The sequence below is a fragment of the Yokenella regensburgei genome, from assembly GCF_051486985.1.
GTDB lineage: Bacteria > Pseudomonadota > Gammaproteobacteria > Enterobacterales > Enterobacteriaceae > CBFFRJ01.
On sequence record NZ_JAHVDV010000026.1, the window covers coordinates 1 to 17,857 of the forward strand.

At 56.8% G+C, this 17,857-nt stretch carries 15 protein-coding genes and 2 pseudogenes; 8 read left to right on the forward strand and 9 right to left on the reverse strand.

Annotated features, from left to right (window positions below):
- Window positions 1–799: 799 nt before the first annotated feature.
- Window positions 800–1,141 (reverse strand): annotated as a pseudogene (locus tag KXR87_RS17035) (helix-turn-helix domain-containing protein); the annotation flags it as partial.
- Between KXR87_RS17035 and KXR87_RS17040 the strand changes: the two are divergent.
- Window positions 1,130–1,402: pseudogene (locus tag KXR87_RS17040) on the forward strand (glycoside hydrolase family 127 protein); the annotation flags it as partial. The pseudogenes KXR87_RS17035 and KXR87_RS17040 sit on opposite strands and share 12 nt — an antisense overlap.
- A gap of 40 nt (window positions 1,403–1,442) precedes the next feature.
- On the opposite strand, the gene dbpA reads toward KXR87_RS17040, so the two are convergent.
- The 4 genes from dbpA to KXR87_RS17060 form a co-directional block, all read right to left on the reverse strand.
- Window positions 1,443–2,816 (reverse strand): ATP-dependent RNA helicase DbpA, encoded by a 1,374-nt coding sequence (gene dbpA / locus KXR87_RS17045; protein ID WP_437433402.1) that lies wholly within the window; start codon window positions 2,814–2,816, stop codon window positions 1,443–1,445.
- 81 nt (window positions 2,817–2,897) lie between these two features.
- Window positions 2,898–3,029 carry a hypothetical protein gene (locus tag KXR87_RS17050; protein WP_437433403.1) on the reverse strand — a complete coding sequence of 44 codons (132 nt, stop codon included), beginning with the start codon at window positions 3,027–3,029 and terminating at the stop codon, window positions 2,898–2,900.
- A gap of 66 nt (window positions 3,030–3,095) precedes the next feature.
- On the reverse strand, window positions 3,096–3,503 hold the full coding sequence (locus KXR87_RS17055) for a type II toxin-antitoxin system HicB family antitoxin (protein ID WP_437433404.1): 408 nt from the start codon (window positions 3,501–3,503) through the stop codon (window positions 3,096–3,098).
- Between the two features lie 16 nt (window positions 3,504–3,519).
- Window positions 3,520–3,660 (reverse strand): type II toxin-antitoxin system HicA family toxin, encoded by a 141-nt coding sequence (locus KXR87_RS17060; protein WP_437433405.1) that lies wholly within the window; start codon window positions 3,658–3,660, stop codon window positions 3,520–3,522.
- A 290-nt stretch (window positions 3,661–3,950) separates the two neighbouring features.
- On the opposite strand from KXR87_RS17060, the gene KXR87_RS17065 reads away from it, so the two are divergent.
- The gene (locus KXR87_RS17065; protein ID WP_437433406.1) at window positions 3,951–4,838 is read left to right on the forward strand and encodes an ROK family protein; all 888 of its coding nucleotides are present in this window, start codon (window positions 3,951–3,953) and stop codon (window positions 4,836–4,838) included.
- 32 nt (window positions 4,839–4,870) lie between these two features.
- On the opposite strand, the gene selB is transcribed toward KXR87_RS17065, so the two are convergent.
- The 3 genes from selB to KXR87_RS17080 form a co-directional block, all read right to left on the reverse strand.
- Window positions 4,871–6,712 carry a selenocysteine-specific translation elongation factor gene (gene selB / locus KXR87_RS17070; RefSeq protein WP_437433407.1) on the reverse strand — a complete coding sequence of 614 codons (1,842 nt, stop codon included), beginning with the start codon at window positions 6,710–6,712 and terminating at the stop codon, window positions 4,871–4,873.
- The gene (selA, locus tag KXR87_RS17075) at window positions 6,709–8,097 is read right to left on the reverse strand and encodes an L-seryl-tRNA(Sec) selenium transferase (protein WP_437433408.1); all 1,389 of its coding nucleotides are present in this window, start codon (window positions 8,095–8,097) and stop codon (window positions 6,709–6,711) included. Before selA ends, selB begins: the two co-directional genes overlap by 4 nt.
- 93 nt (window positions 8,098–8,190) lie before the next feature.
- Complete coding sequence (locus KXR87_RS17080; RefSeq protein ID WP_437433409.1) at window positions 8,191–8,799, reverse strand: glutathione S-transferase; 609 nt, start codon at window positions 8,797–8,799, stop codon at window positions 8,191–8,193.
- Window positions 8,800–9,332: 533 nt separating this feature from the next.
- Here KXR87_RS17080 and KXR87_RS17085 point away from each other — a divergent pair.
- The 6 genes from KXR87_RS17085 (at window position 9,333) to lldD (ending at window position 16,009) form a co-directional block, all read left to right on the forward strand.
- Window positions 9,333–11,243, forward strand: a complete 1,911-nt coding sequence (locus KXR87_RS17085) for a PTS mannitol transporter subunit IICBA (protein WP_437433410.1) — start codon at window positions 9,333–9,335, stop codon at window positions 11,241–11,243.
- Window positions 11,244–11,452: 209 nt separating this feature from the next.
- A complete protein-coding gene (gene mtlD / locus KXR87_RS17090; protein ID WP_437433411.1) occupies window positions 11,453–12,616 on the forward strand; it encodes a mannitol-1-phosphate 5-dehydrogenase in 1,164 nt (387 codons plus the stop codon).
- A complete protein-coding gene (gene mtlR, locus KXR87_RS17095; RefSeq protein WP_437433471.1) occupies window positions 12,616–13,203 on the forward strand; it encodes a mannitol operon repressor MtlR in 588 nt (195 codons plus the stop codon). Before mtlD ends, mtlR begins: the two co-directional genes overlap by 1 nt.
- A 59-nt stretch (window positions 13,204–13,262) precedes the next feature.
- On the forward strand, window positions 13,263–13,625 hold the full coding sequence (locus KXR87_RS17100) for a YibL family ribosome-associated protein (RefSeq protein WP_437433412.1): 363 nt from the start codon (window positions 13,263–13,265) through the stop codon (window positions 13,623–13,625).
- A gap of 423 nt (window positions 13,626–14,048) precedes the next feature.
- Window positions 14,049–14,825 (forward strand): transcriptional regulator LldR, encoded by a 777-nt coding sequence (lldR, locus tag KXR87_RS17105; protein WP_437433413.1) that lies wholly within the window; start codon window positions 14,049–14,051, stop codon window positions 14,823–14,825.
- On the forward strand, window positions 14,822–16,009 hold the full coding sequence (gene lldD, locus KXR87_RS17110; protein ID WP_437433414.1) for an FMN-dependent L-lactate dehydrogenase LldD: 1,188 nt from the start codon (window positions 14,822–14,824) through the stop codon (window positions 16,007–16,009). Before lldR ends, lldD begins: the two co-directional genes overlap by 4 nt.
- Window positions 16,010–16,370: 361 nt before the next feature.
- Here the strand turns inward: lldD and KXR87_RS17115 are convergent, their stop codons facing one another.
- Complete coding sequence (locus tag KXR87_RS17115; RefSeq protein WP_437433415.1) at window positions 16,371–17,687, reverse strand: MFS transporter; 1,317 nt, start codon at window positions 17,685–17,687, stop codon at window positions 16,371–16,373.
- Window positions 17,688–17,857 lie beyond the last annotated feature (170 nt).

Consider the following 17,857-nt stretch of genomic DNA (forward strand, 5'->3'; position numbering starts at 1 on the left):
TGCTGTCGGGTCGGGGACCAGCCTGCATCCCTGCAGGCTATCCCCTCCGCCCGCGTCCCTGCGGGCGGTCCCGGCCCGTCGTCAACGCCTCACCGATTTTCAGCCGGACCGCACCCCCCCGCTGTACGCCAGGAGTTACAGATAAAAAGCCTTTGCTGTTAAAAGCCAAAAACCGCGCGGTGGGTCAGGTGTGGTGGGTCCGTCTGAAAAGTACCGACGCGTTTTCGCGGGGCCGGGGCGACGCGCAGGGATGCGCGGCGAGGGCGCGCGTTGCAGGGACGCTGCATCGCGCCCGGTCCCGGAAAGCCCGGAGAAACACGCGGAGGGTCACCGCGAAGCGGCAGTTTTCGTGCCGGGAGCCGGGATTGTTAAGGGCGTGGCGGAGAACGCCCTTAACACGTTCACGGGGGAAGGTACTGCATGGAAGCGCGGCACATGAAGTGAACGGAACGATTCCACCGGAGGTAAGCGGAACCCTTTAAGCCAGTCACCCACTGTTCCCCTCACCCCGACCCTCTCCCCAAAGGGGCGAGGGGGAAAAGCGTGCCCGATTTAGCATGTGAGATGAACGGAACGATTCCATCAGGGGTAAGCAGAACCCTTTAAGCCAGTCACCCACAGTCCCCTCACCCCGGCCCTCTCCCCATAGGGGCGAGGGAGAAAAGCGTGCCCGATTTTACATGCGAGATGAACGGAACGATTCCCTCAGGGGTAAGCGGAACCCTTTAAGCCAGTCACCCACTGCTCCCCTCACCCCAGCCCTCTCCCCAAAGGGGTGAGGGGAAAAGACCGCACAACCTCACCCCGAATTAATATGCTCCTTACAATACCGCCGCTTCCATGCGGCGGGCGTAATGCCGGTGTGCTTGCGGAAAATCTGCCGAAAGTAACCCACATCATGAAACCCGCACTGTATCGCCACCTCCTTTAGCGATAATGAATCGCTTATCAGCAACTTCTCTGCCGCCCGCACCCGCTGGCGATGGATGGCTTCGGTCAGCGTCAGGCGAAAAGCACGACGGTAAACACGCCCCAGATAATCCACATTACAGTGCAACTCTTTTGCCAGCGTTGAGGCCGAAATCGGCAAGTGAAAATGTGTGCCAATCATCTGACGGGCTTTCCATGCCAGCGCGATACCGGGGAAGAGCTGCATAACCTGTGGCTGCCACCGGATGCGCAGTTCCATGTCTTTGAGGGGAAGGGTATTTTTGCCCACAAGATGCTGATACAGACGCAGGGAGTAAAACAGACCACCGCCGATGCCACGCAGCAGCCTCTGTGGCGCTATGACAAGATGCCCGCCAGCACTACGCCGCAGACGCTCACCTTTATTCCGTGGTTTAGCTGGGCCAACCGGGGAGAGGGGGAGATGCGCATCTGGGTAAACGAGAAGCGTTGAGAAGACGCTGATGGCCCGTGAACACGGGCCATTTTAAGGATTACTTGAGCAGGCGAACGCGGCAGGCTTTGCCTTTGATTTTACCCTGCGACAGCTGTTTATACGCTTTGTTTGCCACCGACTGGCGAACCGCCACATAAGCGTGCATCGGGTGCATGACAATCTTGCCGATGTCGGCCCCGTCCAGCCCGATATCCCCGGTCAGGGCACCGAGAATGTCGCCCGGTCGCATTTTGGCTTTTTTACCGCCATCAATGCACAGGGTCGCCATGTCAGCCTCAAGCGGCTTGACGCTGCTGCTGATAACCGGCGTTTTCCACTCCAGAGAAAGGGCCAGCATTTCGCTGAGAATAGCGGCGCGCTGAGCCTCTTCCGGCGCACATAAACTGATCGCCAGACCGCTCTCACCGGCGCGTGCGGTGCGTCCGATGCGGTGAACGTGCACTTCCGGGTCCCAGGAGAGTTCGAAGTTAATCACCATCTCCAGCGATTTGATGTCCAGACCACGGGCGGCAACGTCGGTCGCCACCAGCACGCGGCTGCTGCCGTTGGCAAAGCGCACCAGCGTCTGATCGCGATCACGCTGTTCCATATCGCCGTGCAGAGCCAGCGCGCTCTGGCGCTGAGCGTTCAGTGCATCGCACACTTCCTGGCAATCTTTTTTGGTGTTGCAGAACACCACGCAGGACGCGGGTTGATACTTGCTCAACAGACTCATCAGTAGCGGAATTTTTTCCCGGCGCGAGGCTTCGAAGAACTGCTGCTCAACCGCAGGAAGCGCATCGACCGCATCGATCTCAATGTTCAGCGGGTCACGCTGGAATCGGGTGCTGATGGCGGCAATGCCTTCCGGCCAGGTCGCCGAGAACAGGAGCGTCTGACGGTGTGCCGGCGCATGGCCGAGGATGTCAACGATGGCATCGCTAAAGCCCATATCCAGCATACGATCCGCTTCGTCCAGCACCAGGGTTTTTAGCGCTGCCAGTGAGACCGTCCCTTTTTGCAGGTGATCAAGCAGACGGCCCGGCGTGGCAACGATGATATGTGGCGCGTGCACGAGCGAATCGCGCTGCGCACCAAAAGGTACGCCGCCAAACAGGGTCAGAATTTTGATATTAGGCAGATAGCGCGCCAGGCGACGCAACTCATTCGCCACCTGATCCGCCAGTTCGCGGGTAGGGCACAACACCAGAGACTGCGTCACAAACCGCCCGGCTTCGATATGCTGCAGCAGGCCAAGACCAAAGGCGGCGGTTTTGCCGCTGCCGGTTCTCGCCTGGGCACGCACATCTTTCCCCTCAAGGATTGCCGGCAGTGCCGCCGCCTGGACCGGGGTCATGGTGTGATAACCCAGCTCATTCAGGTTGGCGAGAAGTTCAGAAGGCAAAGCATTTAAGGTTGAAAAGGCAGTCACGGTGTTATCCCGAAGTCAGTAGCAGGCCGCTATGCTAGCAGACTCTGCGGGTCCGGTCATCGCGCCTGCCTGGGTTTACTTTTAACTCGCCTTAAAAGGGTCTTTCTTGTCGTCTTTACTGTCATCGCGCTTACGGGGGATCTCACCCTGCTTATTAGGCGCATCTTTAACTTCTTTGACCTGCTCTTCTTCGGATTTTGGTGTGTTGGACATGATTTTCTCCCTTGTCGTTGTTCAGTAAGTATAGACAACAGAAGTTTGAAGCCGGGAATAAGGTGATTAGCCTGGCAATACACGTCGCGCCGCTTCGGCCAGAAAGGCACTGCGATTGCTGAATTCAGGGTTATCGTGCACGAAAACATCGATTTTGCTGAGCAAACGGCGAGGCAGAGTGATGTTGATACGCTCAGCCCGGCCATCGAACTGATTCATATTAATATCCACCAGCAACCATTGGCCTTCGACAAATTCCTCTGCCCGCTGCTGTAAATGCTGTTCAACCGCAGTTGCTACTGGCAAAACCTGCCCCAACTCACACAGGGTTTCGAAATGTGCGGTGAGTGCACCTTGCGCATCCTTAAACGCTTCGTTCAGGCTATCACCCGCAAAAAAACAGCCAGGTACGTCGGGGAAAAAACCGCTGGCGCTGCCATCAGCATCAGAGTGTATGTAGGCCGGATAAAACATTTCTGGCTCCTGCGAATTAAGGTTTAATGCCTGCCTGCCGCCAGATTTGCGCCAGCGTGCCAGGTTTGATGTCTTTGCGAGGATGCGGAACCGTTACCAGTCCAGACCGAAGCGGGTGGCTAAACTGATGATGACTTCCTTTTGTTCTGATAAGCACCCATCCCTGTTTTTTTGAGTATTACCATCACCTCTGCGCTGGTCACTTTCCATGTCCCCCGCTTTAAATTATACACATCATACACACGAATTTATCTATAGCGATCACATTAACGCAGTACAGCGCGGTTTTCATCGAGAGGAAGCAGATCCTGGGAAGAGGTGCGCAAAAATTTCCTCTGCAAAATCATCCTGAGGGAATAGAGATTCAGTCATTACCTGGATTTACAGTTTTCCCGTAGCAGTAAGCCATAATTAATCTGACTATCCGGGACAGCGCAGGGAGAAGAGATGCAACGATTTATCGGTTTTGACGTGGGCGGAACCCACATCAAATATGGCGTGATCACCGAAGAAGGCGAAGAGCTGTTTAATGAGGAATATGACACGCCAGAGGATGAAAAAACGTTCAGGCAGCGCTGGCAGGAAGCGGTGGAAAAGTGCCAGCGCGATCATGATATTGCCGCCATAGGCGTCAGTTTTCCTGGCCATATCAACCCACATACCGGGCTTGCTGCCAAAGCGGGGGCGGTGGATTTTCTGGATGGCGCCAATCTGCTGGAACTTTTCGGTGAACTCACCGATCTCCCCTTAACCGTAGAGAACGATGCTAACTGCGCTGCCCTGGGTGAACAGTGGCGCGGCGCAGGAAGGCGTTATGACAGCCTGGTCTGCATTACGGTGGGCACCGGTATCGGCGGCGGTATTATCGTCGACCGTGACCTCTATCGTGGCGCACATTTTCGGGCAGGAGAGTTTGGCGTGATCCCGGTCGGCAACGGCGGAGAGACGATGCATGAGGTCGCCTCTGCCAGTGGCTTAATGACCGCCTGTCGAAAAGCGCTGGGGGTGCCTGAAGAAGAGATGCCACATGGCAAAGAGATTTTCGACAGGATGGACAGTGACGTTCATCTGCGCGAAGCAGTGAACGATTGGGCGCATTTTCTGGCCCGCGGCGTGTACGGTGTGATTTCCATGTTTGATCCGCAGGTCCTGCTGATTGGCGGCGGTATCAGCGAGCAGAAAAAACTCTATCCCCTGCTTGAACGTCATCTGCAAACCTTTGAACTCTGGGATGCCCTGAAAGTCCCGATCCTCCCATGCGAACTGGGCAACCAGGCGGGTCGGCTGGGCGCGGTCTGGCTGGCAAAACGCAAAATCGCCACTAAAGCCTCTTAACGTCACGGCGGCTTTAGGGGCCGCCGTGATAGTTATCTGGTGAACAAGGCCCTGTCGCGCAGGATATGGTCGTTACCACGGCGACGGGTAAAACCAATGCGGTCAAAATATTCCAGAATCTGAATCGCCAGTTTGCGTCCGACGTTTAGCGTATCGCGAAAATCGGCAGCGCTGGTGGAACCGTGAACCGGATCCCGGTCGCGGATCATGCTGGCGAAGGCAACAATACGATCGTTGCGGTAATAACGATCTTTCACGATCGCCGTAATCAGCCCCTGCTGCGCCGCCTGACGTAGCACGCCGCGCATCATCTGTTCATCCGTGCCCGTCTCCCGTGCCAGATCCCTTACCCACCAGGGCTCGTCGCCAAAGCGTGCCTCGGTACGCTCCCAGATAGCCGCCTGCTCCGGGGTAAAACCGGCCTTGTGATCCGGCAGGTGTAGCCAGCCGTGGTGGCTCTCAATGTCACCGCTTTCACGCATGCGCTCAATGAGTGTCAGCACCAGCGCCTCGTCTTCCATCGGCAATGCCATACGCCGCAGACGTTCGCGGCCGGGGCCGGGTTCGTCGGCGTGTTGCGCGTGGTAGGTCGCAAGCGTAGTAAGCAGCTTACGCTGCCAGCTTGCCGCCACCGGCGCATTGAGGAGATTATCGCCGGCGCGAATAAAACCGGGCTCATTCAGTAGTGCCGCAAGCCCGGCGTCATTCAACTGACGAGCCCAGGTAAAGGCCGGGAGGTTCACCGCGCCACGCTGCAAATGCACCGCCAGCGCCTGCGCATCGGTTTGGGTGACCGCCAGTTCGCCCAGCCACTGCTGGTATTCCGGCTTGCGCTTGCCGCGGCGTGGCGGGTGCAGCGTCACCACCCTTGCGCCGCCCAGCGTCTCCCGCGCCGAGATGTCACGAAGTACCAGGCGATCGTTGTCGGCCAGCCACAGCGGGGTGTCCAGCACCAGTTCTGCCAGATTGTTATCCAGAAGTGAAACGCGCCCGGTGATATGGCTGGCAGCATGGTGAATGTGCAGAGGCTGCCACTGGGTGAGCGGCACGAAGGTCTGTAATGCCACAATTACCCGCTCCGCCGGTTCAGGCGGTGGCGTGGAGAGCAGCCAGTCGCCACGGGTTAAATCCTCTTTTTGCGCATTCCCGGCGATGTTAAGCGCAATGCGCTGCCCGGCGTGGGCTTTCTCAGCAGGCTGATTCTGCGCATGCAGGCCGCGCACGCGCATGGCGGTATTTGCCCCGGTCACCCACAGGGTCTCGCCCACCTTCACATCGCCAGACAGGGCGGTCCCGGTCACCACCAGGCCCGCCCCTTTCACGGTGAAGGCGCGATCCAGCGCGAGACGAAAACGCTGATGTTGAGGATGGGGGCGCGCAGGCAGTTGCAACAGATGGGCACGCAGCTCCTCAATGCCGCGCGATTGCGTGGCTGCCGTGACGAAGAGCGCCGCCTCCTGCCAGCCGTATTCACGCAGGGTTTGTTGTACCTCATCACGCACCGCAGCAATACGCGCCGCGTCCACGCGATCGGCCTTGGTCAGGGCCACCGTTAATGACGGGTTCCCGGTCAGTTGCAGAATGGCAAGGTGCTCACGCGTTTGCGCCATGACACCATCATCACAGGCGACCACCAGCAGCGCGTGGTCGATGCCGCCGACACCTGCCAGCATATTGGACAGGAATTTTTCGTGGCCCGGAACGTCAATAAAACCCGGCACGCTGCCGTCCGGTTGCGGCCAGTAGGCATAGCCGAGGTCGATGGTCATCCCGCGCGCTTTCTCTTCCGGTAACCGGTCGGCATTCACGCCCGTTATGGCTTGTAGTAAGGTGGTTTTGCCGTGGTCGACGTGTCCGGCGGTGGCAATGATCATTTCAACAGCATCTCCAGAAAACGGGGTTCATCCTCAAGGCAGCGTAAATCCAGCCATAAACGGCCATCATAAATACGGCCAATAACAGGCTGTTCCAGCTCGCGCCAGGCGGCGGCCAGAGCCTCTACCTGCCGCCCACTGCCATCAACGGGCGTAAAAGTGACCGCGGCACTTGGCAGGCGGTCAACGGGGAGAGAGCCACTGCCTATCTGCGAAAGGCACTCCTCCACCCGTAGCGTAAAGTGGGCGTAGCGACCACTGAGAGCAGCAAGCAGCCGCTGCGCCTGCCGGGTTATCTCTTCCTGCGGGCGGGTGAGTAAGCGCAATGTCGGCAGCTGTTCGTGCAGTTTTTCCGGGTGCAGGTAGAGGCGCAGCGTGGCATCGAGTGCCGCAAGCGTCATCTTATCTGCCCGCAGGGCGCGTTTTAGTGGATGGGACTGCAGCTTTTCAATCAACGCTTTTTTGCCGACGATTATCCCGGCCTGCGGGCCGCCAAGCAGTTTGTCCCCGGAAAAACTCACCAGGCTTACGCCAGCGGCAATTAACGCCTGCACAAGGGGTTCTTTTGGTAATCCGTACTGGCTTAACTCTACCAGCGAGCCGCTGCCCAGATCGGAAATCACCGGAACATTCAGCTCCTCTGCAAGCGTGACCAGCTCGGCTTCCTCTACCGTGCTGGTAAAGCCTTCAATGTGATAATTGCTGGTATGAACCTTCATCAGCAGCGCGGTGTTCTCATCTACCGCCTGACGGTAATCTTTGGCATGAGTGCGATTAGTGGTGCCCACTTCCTGTAACACGCAGCCCGCCTGGCGCATCACATCGGGAATACGGAACGCGCCGCCAATCTCCACCAGCTCACCCCGTGAAACCACCACCTTTTTGCCGCTGGCGGTTGCCGCGAGCATCAGCAGAACGGCAGCTGCATTGTTATTTACGATGCAGGCATCTTCCGCCCCTGTCAGACGGCAGAGCAGGTCTGCTACCGCCCGGTCCCGGTGGCCCCGCCCGGCATCATGCAGTGAGTACTCCAGCGTCACCGGTGAACGCATGGCCTCGGTGACGGCATCAATGGCGGCCTGCGCCTGCGGCGCTCGCCCCAGGTTGGTATGCAGCACCGTGCCGGTCAGGTTGAAGACAGGGCGTAATGCGCACGCGCTGTCGCTCACCAGCCGCTGATATACCGCCTGCGACCAGTTATCGCACCACGCTGGCAGTTGCCGTGCCTTGCAGACCGTAGCACGCGCCTCTTCCTGTAACTGACGTAACGCATCAGCAACCTGACGGTGACCAAAGGCGGCCAGTAAGGGAGAGAACGCCGCTTCACGTAGCAGGCGGTCGGTTGAAGGTATCTGACTGTAAAGCGACTGAATATCCGTTGTCATGGCTGGGCCTGGCTGAGATTTTCCCCTCCGTCGGGAGGGCTAACGACGAGAGGGGATTGTAGCGCGAGTTGATTCAGGCGCACATAACAGGCATCAATCCTTCGGTGGTTCGGTACGGGCGAAGCTCTCACGCTGAAACAGATTCTCCACCAGTTTCACCAGTTTCGGCCTGTCGACACACCAGCCTGGCGAAACGCGGCGGAAGTTAAGGTAACCAATGGCGCAGGCAATCGAAACCGTTGCCAGATCCAGCGCATCGACCTTCAGCGTGCCGTCGGTGAGATATCCTTCGAGGGCGTCGAGCCCGTTACTGATTTTCTCCCGCTGGCGCAGAAGTTCCGCCTCAGACTGCTGTGCTGCGGGGCGGGCCGTTTCCCTGACGGAGACCAGCGCCGCATCCATAATGCCATCCGCCAGCGCCTCAATCTGGCGGATCCTGAGCGCCGCTTTGGCGTCTGTTGGCAGCATAGGCGGAGCGATACCCAATAAATCAATATATTCAGCAATGATCGGGGAGTCGAACCAGATCTCACCGTCGTCCGTGACCAGCGCCGGCACTTTTCCTAATGGGTTGTACTGCATCACGTTATGGGTCGCGTTATAGGGCTGCTCATTCACAAACTCAAAAGTGATGCCTTTCTCCAGCAGAATAATGGAAATTTTGCGTACAAACGGGCTGGTGTAGCTGCCAATCAGTTTCATTACCGTCTCCTTATCGCCAGCAAAGCCTTAAGTATGTACTAAGGTAAACAAATCCGGCGGCAGCCGTTTCATAAATGTGAAAAGTTGTCTGGCTATGGTGAACCGGTTCCCGTCGCCGCTGATGAGATGAAAGTGAATTACAGGTCGTTGTGTCAGCTAAAACCAGAGTTTGCGACCGATCACACTCAGAAAAGTCCTGGCAAAAATATCTTGTGATGTTGATCACAAATGAATAACAAAAACGCCACCACAAATTGTGATAAGAGTCACATTATTAGGGGTGTCACGCTGTTTATTTGCGCTTTGTTCTTTTTCTACACAACCATTTTGTGACGAATATCACGTTAAAGTACGGTGTCACCCCTGCTTTAACGTGATCTAAGTCACATTGCCGGGCGTCATCTGGACAGTTGGCTGATTCGGTGCGAGATTTCGCATCACAGAACACGGGTCCGGCTACCTCTGCCGCCACGTTAACAACAAAACCTCGGGCTTCCGGCCTGTGCGATAGCAAACATAAGAAGGGGTGTTTTATGTCATCCGATATCAAGATCAGAGTGCAAAGCTTTGGTCGCTTCCTCAGCAACATGGTAATGCCAAATATCGGCGCGTTTATCGCGTGGGGTATCATTACCGCTCTGTTTATTCCAACAGGATGGTTACCAAACGAAACGCTGGCGAAGCTCGTCGGCCCAATGATTACTTATCTGCTGCCGCTGCTTATCGGTTATACCGGTGGCCGCCTGGTGGGTGGCGATCGTGGTGGCGTTGTTGGTGCTATCACTACCATGGGGGTTATCGTCGGTGCGGATATGCCGATGTTCCTCGGCGCGATGATTGCAGGTCCTCTGGGTGGCCTGTGCATCAAGAAATTTGACGCTGCCGTAGACGGTAAGATCAAATCCGGTTTTGAAATGCTGGTGAATAACTTCTCCGCTGGCATCATCGGTATGATCCTGGCCCTGCTGGCGTTTCTCGCCATCGGCCCTGCGGTTGAAGTGCTGTCCCGCGGTCTCGCGGCTGGCGTTAACTTCATGGTTGAGCACGACATGCTGCCGCTGGCGTCTATTTTTGTTGAACCGGCGAAAATCCTGTTCCTCAATAACGCCATCAACCACGGTATCTTCTCGCCGCTGGGTATTCAGCAGTCTAATGAAATCGGCAAGTCTATCTTCTTCCTGATCGAAGCTAACCCGGGTCCGGGTATGGGCGTCCTGCTGGCGTACATGTTCTTCGGTCGTGGTAGCGCACGTCAGTCTGCTGGCGGCGCGGCCATCATCCACTTCCTGGGTGGTATTCACGAAATTTACTTCCCGTATGTGCTGATGAACCCACGTCTGCTGATCGCAGTTATCCTTGGGGGTATGACTGGCGTCTTCACGCTGAGCGTGCTGGGTGGCGGTCTGGTTTCTCCGGCATCTCCTGGTTCCATCCTGGCGGTACTGGCGATGACGCCAAAAGGCGCGTACTTCGCCAACATCGTGGCAATTTTCGCTGCGCTGGTCGTCTCCTTCGTTATCGCCGCGATTCTGCTGAAAACCAGCAAAGTCAAAGACGAAGAAGAGGATATCGAAGCGGCCACTCGCCGTATGCAGGACATGAAAGCCCAGTCTAAAGGTGCAACAGCACTGGCAGCGGGTGACGTGACCAACGATCTCAGTCATGTGCGTAAAATCATTGTGGCCTGTGATGCCGGTATGGGTTCCAGCGCAATGGGTGCAGGCGTGCTGCGCAAAAAAGTCCAGGATGCGGGTCTGACCAACATCTCCGTGACCAACAGCGCCATCAACAGCCTGCCGTCTGACGTTGACCTGGTCATTACTCACCGCGACCTGACTGAGCGCGCCATGCGTCAGGTGCCTCAGGCTCAGCACATTTCGCTGACCAACTTCCTGGACAGCGGTCTGTACACCAACCTGACTGAACGCCTGGTGGCTGCACAGCGCCACGCGGATAACTCGGTCAAAGTACAGAGCAGCCTGCAGGACAGTTTGGATACCAGCAACAGCAACCTGTTCAAATTAAGTGCTGAAAACGTCTTCCTTGGCCGCACCGCCAGCAGTAAAGAAGAAGCGATTCGCTTCGCGGGTGAGCAACTGGTGAAAGGTGGTTACGTTCAGCCTGAGTATGTGGAAGCGATGCTGGAGCGCGAAAAACTGACCCCGACCTATCTGGGTGAGTCTATCGCTGTCCCACACGGCACCGTGGAAGCAAAAGACCGTGTACTGAAAACCGGGGTGGTGTTCTGCCAGTATCCGCAAGGCGTGCTGTTCGGTGAAGAGCCGGAAGATGTGGCCCGTCTGGTTATCGGTATCGCTGCGCGAAACAACGAGCACATTCAGGTTATCACCAGCCTGACCAACGCCCTGGATGACGAAACCGTCATTGAGCGTCTGGCTAACACCACAAGCGTTGAAGAAGTGCTGGCGCTGCTGAAGGCATAAAGTCAGAACGCTCCCCTGAAAATTCGGGCGGCGGGAAGGCAGGTAACACAGGGTACTGGTCATTTTTCTAAGTAACCAGAATCCATGAAGACGCCAACCCACCTGCCGCCCGAACCAAACGGGGGCAAACCTCTCCCTCTGGGGAGAGGGTTTGGGTGAGGAGAAACGCGTGCGGTTCCTCACCCCAGCCCTCTCGGGTAAAAACATTGATGAAGGTTAACACTATGAAAGCATTGCATTTTGGCGCAGGTAATATCGGACGTGGTTTCATCGGCAAACTGCTGGCGGACGCGGGGATTACGCTGACATTCGCCGATGTGAATCAGGTGGTTCTCGACGCCCTTAATGCCCGTCATAGCTATCAGGTGCATGTGGTTGGCGAAAACGAGCAGGTTGATACCGTCTCTGGTGTCAACGCGGTAAGCAGCATTGGTGATGAGGTGGTTGACCTGATTGCGACCGTCGATCTGGTGACGACCGCTGTCGGCCCGGTGGTACTTGAGCGCATCGCCCCGGCCATTGCCAAAGGTCTGGTAAAACGTAAAGCGCAAGGGCTCGACACCCCGCTGAACATCATCGCCTGTGAAAACATGGTGCGCGGTACCACCCAGCTTAAAGGCCATGTTTTTAACGCACTGGCGGAAGAGGATAAAGCCTGGGTCGAAGCCCACGTTGGCTTCGTTGACTCTGCCGTTGACCGTATCGTTCCGCCGTCTGAATCCGCCACCCACGATCCGCTGGAAGTCACCGTTGAAACCTTCAGCGAGTGGATTGTCGACAAAACCCAGTTCAAAGGTGCGCTGCCGGACATTCCGGGGATGGAATTAACCGATAACCTGATGGCGTTTGTTGAACGCAAGCTCTTCACGTTAAACACCGGGCATGCTATAACCGCGTACCTTGGTCAACAGACGGGTCATCAGACCATTCGCGATGCCATCCTGGACGAGAACATTCGTGCGGTGGTGAAGGGCGCAATGGAAGAGAGTGGCGCGGTGCTGATCAAGCGCTATGGCTTCGATGCTGAGAAACACGCCGCGTATATTGAAAAAATCCTCGGTCGTTTTGAAAACCCATACCTGAAAGATGACGTTGAGCGCGTTGGGCGCCAGCCGCTGCGTAAACTGAGCGCAGGCGATCGTCTGATCAAGCCACTGCTCGGCACGCTGGAATATGCGACTGCGCACACTAATCTGGTCAAGGGTATCGCTGCGGCGATGCATTATCGTAGTGAACAGGACCCGCAGGCGCAGGAACTGGCGGCACTGATTGCTGAAAAAGGCCCTCAGGGCGCACTGGTGCAGGTTTCTGGTCTGGATGCCAATAGCGCGGTGGTGGCTGAAGCCGTCGATGCTTACAACGCAAAGGCATGATGCCGAATCTGGCGCGGGACATCCCGCGCCTGTTAACAAAATTGTCAGATATGCAGGCAATAATGGAACTTACACAGGCTTTCGAAAACCGTGTGCTCGAGCGTCTGAATGCTGGCAAAACCGTACGAAGCTTTTTAATTGCCGCCGTGGAGTTACTCACCGAGGCGGTAAATATTCTGGTGCTTCAGGTCTTCCGCAAAGACGACTATGCAGTGAAATACGCTGTAGAGCCGTTGCTTGACGGAGATGGACCGCTGGGCAATCTCTCGGTGCGCCTGAAGTTAATTTATGGGCTTGGCGTACTCAGCCGCCCGGAGTATGAGGATGCGGAGCTGCTGATGGCGCTGCGTGAAGAGCTCAATCATGACGGCACCGAATATGGATTTACCGATGATGAAATTCTGGGTCCTTTCGGTGAACTGAACTGCGTGTCTGCCCTCCCTCCTGTCCCGCTTTTTGATACCAGCGACCCTGACCTGTACGCGATGCAGAAGCAGCGCTACCAGCAGGTTGTCCGCTCAACCATGGTGCTCTCTTTGACCGAGCTGATTTCTAAAATCAGCTTGAAAAAGGCGTTTCAGAAGTAAGCCTGCGCGCATTCGTGTATCCTTTGTCATTATTTCCCCCGTTTTCTGAGTCAAATACCATGAAAGAAGTCGAAAAGAACGAAATCAAACGCCTGAGCGACCGCCTGGATCTCATTCGCCACCAGCAGGCCGCCCTGTCTCTGGTGGAGTCTGCCGAGAAATACGCAGAGCTGGAAAAAGAAAAAGAGACGCTCGAAACTGAAATCGAACGTCTGCGTGGCCAGTACAGCCAAAAGCTCAGCAAAGAAGCACAGAAGCTGGTGAACATGCCGTTCAAACGCGCCATCACCAAGAAAGAGCAGGCCGACCTCGGTAAGCTGAAGAAAAGCGTACGTGGGCTGGTCGTTGTTCACCCGATGACCGCCCTGGGCCGTGAAATGGGTCTGAAAGAGATGACCGGTTTTTCGAAGACCGATTTCTGATTTCGCTTCCCCTTCATAACCGAAGGGGAACGCTTTTTTTCCGTAAAAATCCATCCCACCAGGCATAATCGGCGCAGGAAGGTTGAGCCTGGACAGCGCGGTAAAACCGCAGCGTACACGAAGTACGTGAGGATTATACGCTTCGCTTATCCCTACGGGACCGCCCTGAGGGCGTCCAAAACGCCCTGCGTTTTGTTTGGACACTGCCCGGATTCTAACTGGCAAGCAAGCTAGCCAGGTGGAATGGATTTCAAGTGGCCCTACCACTTCGCGCCGTAATGCGCACCGCTTCACAGCCCGCAAAATCACATTAAATTAACATTGCCATTACAAAACGGCCCATTACCCTTGTGCTTATGGCATCGTGCTGCCGGAAACTGGCAGTACCACTTCCCCCCGGATTTCACTGACACGGAGCAGACCATGAACGCGACGGCTGAACGGCTTTCTGAGGATGTTGCCCGGCGTATCAGGACACTGATTAAAGAAAAAGGGCTTGAGGCGGGCATGCGTTTGCCGTCAGAGAGACAGCTGGCATTGCAACTTGGTGTTTCCCGCAATTCGCTGCGCGAAGCTATCGCCAGGCTCATCAGCGAAGGGGTGCTGTTGAGCCGTCACGGTGGTGGCACCTTTGTGCGCTGGCAGCATGAAACCTGGTCGGAGCAGAGCATTGTGCAGCCGCTTAAAACGCTGCTGGAAGACGACCCCGATTACAGCTTCGATATTCTGGAAGCCCGCCACGCCATTGAAGGGAGCACCGCCTGGCATGCCGCCTTACGGGCCACGCCCGTTGAGAAAGAGAAGATCCGTCTCTGCTTTGAGGCCACCCTGGTCGATGACCCGGACCTCGCCTCGCAGGCAGATGTGCGCTTTCATCTCTCCATTGCCGAGGCGTCGCATAACCTTGTGCTGCTGCAAACCATGCGCGGCTTTTTCGATCTGCTGCAAAGGTCGGTCAAGCAGAGCCGCCAGCGTATGTACCAGGCCCCCCCTGTCTTTACCCAGTTAACCGGGCAGCACCGGGAGATTATGGACGCCATTTTTGCCGGTGAGCCCCAGCGCGCACGCGATGCCATGATGACTCACCTTAGTTTTGTGCACACCACTATCCGCCAGTTTGATGAAGACCAGGCGCGCAGCGCGCGCATCACTCGCCTGCCCGATGAACGGCATACGCTTCCCTTTGGAGATAAAGCATGATCATTTCCGCCGCCAGCGACTACCGCGCTGCCGCCCAACGCATTCTGCCCCCTTTTTTGTTCCACTACATCGACGGGGGGGCTTACGCGGAGTATACCCTGCGCCGAAACGTGGAGGATTTGGGTCAGGTCGCCCTGCGCCAGCGGGTGCTGAAGAACATGTCAGCGCTGAGCACGGAAACCACGCTGTTTAACGAAAAGCTCTCGATGCCTGTCGCCCTGGCCCCGGTTGGGCTATGCGGTATGTACGCCCGTCGCGGTGAGGTGCAGGCGGCGGGAGCGGCGGATGACAAGGGCATTCCCTTCACCTTATCAACCGTCTCTGTCTGCCCGATTGAGGAAGTCGCCCCCACCATCAAACGCCCGATGTGGTTCCAGCTGTACGTTCTGCGGGATCGCGGCTTTATGCGTAATGCGCTGGAGCGCGCAAAGGCGGCGGGCTGTTCCACACTGGTCTTCACGGTTGATATGCCAACACCAGGGGCGCGTTACCGTGATGCGCACTCCGGCATGAGCGGGCAGCACGCAGCCCTGAGACGTTACTGGCAGGCTGTGACTCATCCGCAGTGGGCCTGGGACGTGGGTCTGCACGGCAGGCCGCACGATTTGGGGAATATCTCTGCGTATTTAGGGAAACCCACCGGGCTTGAGGATTATATCGGCTGGCTGGCGACCAATTTTGATCCGTCCATTTCGTGGAAAGACCTGGAGTGGATCCGCGAATTCTGGGATGGCCCGATGGTGATCAAGGGGATCCTCGATCCAGAAGATGCACGGGATGCGGTGCGCTTCGGTGCCGACGGGATTGTGGTTTCCAACCACGGCGGTCGCCAGCTCGACGGCGTGCTCTCTTCCGCCCGCGCCCTGCCGGCCATTGCGGATGCGGTGAAAGGCGATATCGCTATCCTGGCCGACAGCGGCATTCGTAACGGGCTGGACGTGGTGCGCATGATTGCCCTTGGCGCAGATACCGTCCTGCTGGGGCGTGCGTACCTTTATGCGCTGGCGACGCATGGTCGTGCGGGTGTGGCGAACCTGCTGAACCTGATTGAGAAAGAGATGCGCGTGGCGATGACCCTGACCGGGGCGAAATCGATAGGTGAGATCGGCAAAGATTCGCTGGTGCAGGAGCTGAGTAAGATCCCGGCGGCGCTGGCCCCGCTGACGCAGGGGGATGCGGCTTAGGATTTGTGCGACCTGTTCCCCTCACCCTGACCCTCTCCCCAAAGGGGAGAGGGAACCGACCGAGCCTGAACTTTCCATATGGGAGAGGGAACCGACCGAGCCTGAACTCTCCATATGGGAGAGGGAACCGACCGAGCCTGAACTCTCCATATGGGAGAGGGGAACTACCGAGCCTGAACTCTCCAGATGGGAGAGGGGACCGACCGAGTCTGAACTCTCCAGATGGGATAAGGGCCGAACGAGTCTGAACTCTTCGGGTGGGAGAAGGGACCAATCGAGTCAACGGTGAAAAGGTGAGGGAAGGGGTTTTCACCCTCTCCCTGTGGGAGAGGGCCGGGGTGAGGGCATCAGGCCGCAGAAATCACAACGCCTGGTGCTTTGTCTCATGGGTCAGAATTAACGCCGTCAGGGTCAGGGCGGCCATCGCCGCCAGATAGATCCCCACGTACATCAGACCGTAATTCGCCTGCAGCCAGGTGGCGATATAGGGTGCCACGGATGCCCCCAGAATGGATGACACGTTATACGAGAAAGACGCACCGGTATAACGCACCTCCGTCGGGAACAGCTCCGGCAGCAGCGCGCCCATCGGACCGAAAGTCAGCCCCATCAGGCTCAGGCCAATCAGCAGGTAAGCCATCACCAGCGCCGGGTTACCGGAACCCAGCAGCGGTGGGAAGACGAACAGCGCGAAGAGAATGATAAGCGACGTAATCACAATCATGCTCTTACGGCGACCGTATTTATCCGCCAGCAGACCGGCAATCGGGACCATCACGCCAAAGCCTATGACCGCCATCATCAGCATCCACAGCACTTCATTGCGCGGCATACCCAGCCCGGTCGGTGAGGTACTGAAGGTCATCGAGTAGACGGTCATGATGTAAAACAGCGTGTAGGTCGCCAGCATGATGAAGGTGCCGAGCACTGTCACGCGCACGTGTTTGGTCAGCAGAGTACCCAGCGGCACTTTCACCTGCTTTTTTGCTGCCGCGATTTTGGCGAACACCGGCGTTTCATGCAGCGATACGCGAACATACAGGCCAATCAGCACCAGAACCGCCGAGAAGATAAAGGGTACGCGCCAGCCCCAGCTCATGAACTGCTCGTCAGTCAGCAGCCAGGAGAGCAGCAGGAAAGTGCCGTTAGCGAAGAAGAAGCCGATCGGCGCGCCTAACTGCGGGAAGGAACCATAAAGCGCGCGTTTACGCGGCGGGGCATTTTCAGTGGCCAGCAGCGCCGCACCACCCCATTCGCCGCCAAGCCCCAGCCCCTGACCAAAACGGGCCAGCGCCAGCAGCAGCGGTGCCATCACACCAATGGATTCATATGTCGGCAGCAGGCCAATCAGTACGGTAGAGATCCCCATCGTCATCAGTGAGGCGACCAGGGTGACTTTACGCCCTACGCGATCGCCGAAGTGACCAAAGACCGCCGAACCAATCGGACGCGCCACAAAAGCAATAGCAAAGGTCGCCAGCGACTGAAGCGTGGCCGCTGTCGGATCGCCCTGCGGGAAGAAGATATGGGGGAAAACAATGACCGCCGCAGTGGCATAAATATAGAAGTCGAAAAACTCGATGGCGGTGCCAATCAGCGAGGCGATAACGACTTTACTGCGTGAGTTTACCGGTGGGTTTTCCTGCTCGTTGTCTAAAGTTGTGGCTGTGGCTTGCATAATATTTTCTTATTTTTGGGCGAACGGACGACCATATTAGTCATAGCAAAAGCGACATTTCAATCTGTAACAAAGTGCGGGAGTGGGCAAAAAAGCGGCAAAAAGCGGATAATTTTCAGACCTGCGATTTCGCTTCTATGAAATGCTTCACAAATTTTTAATGTTGGAAT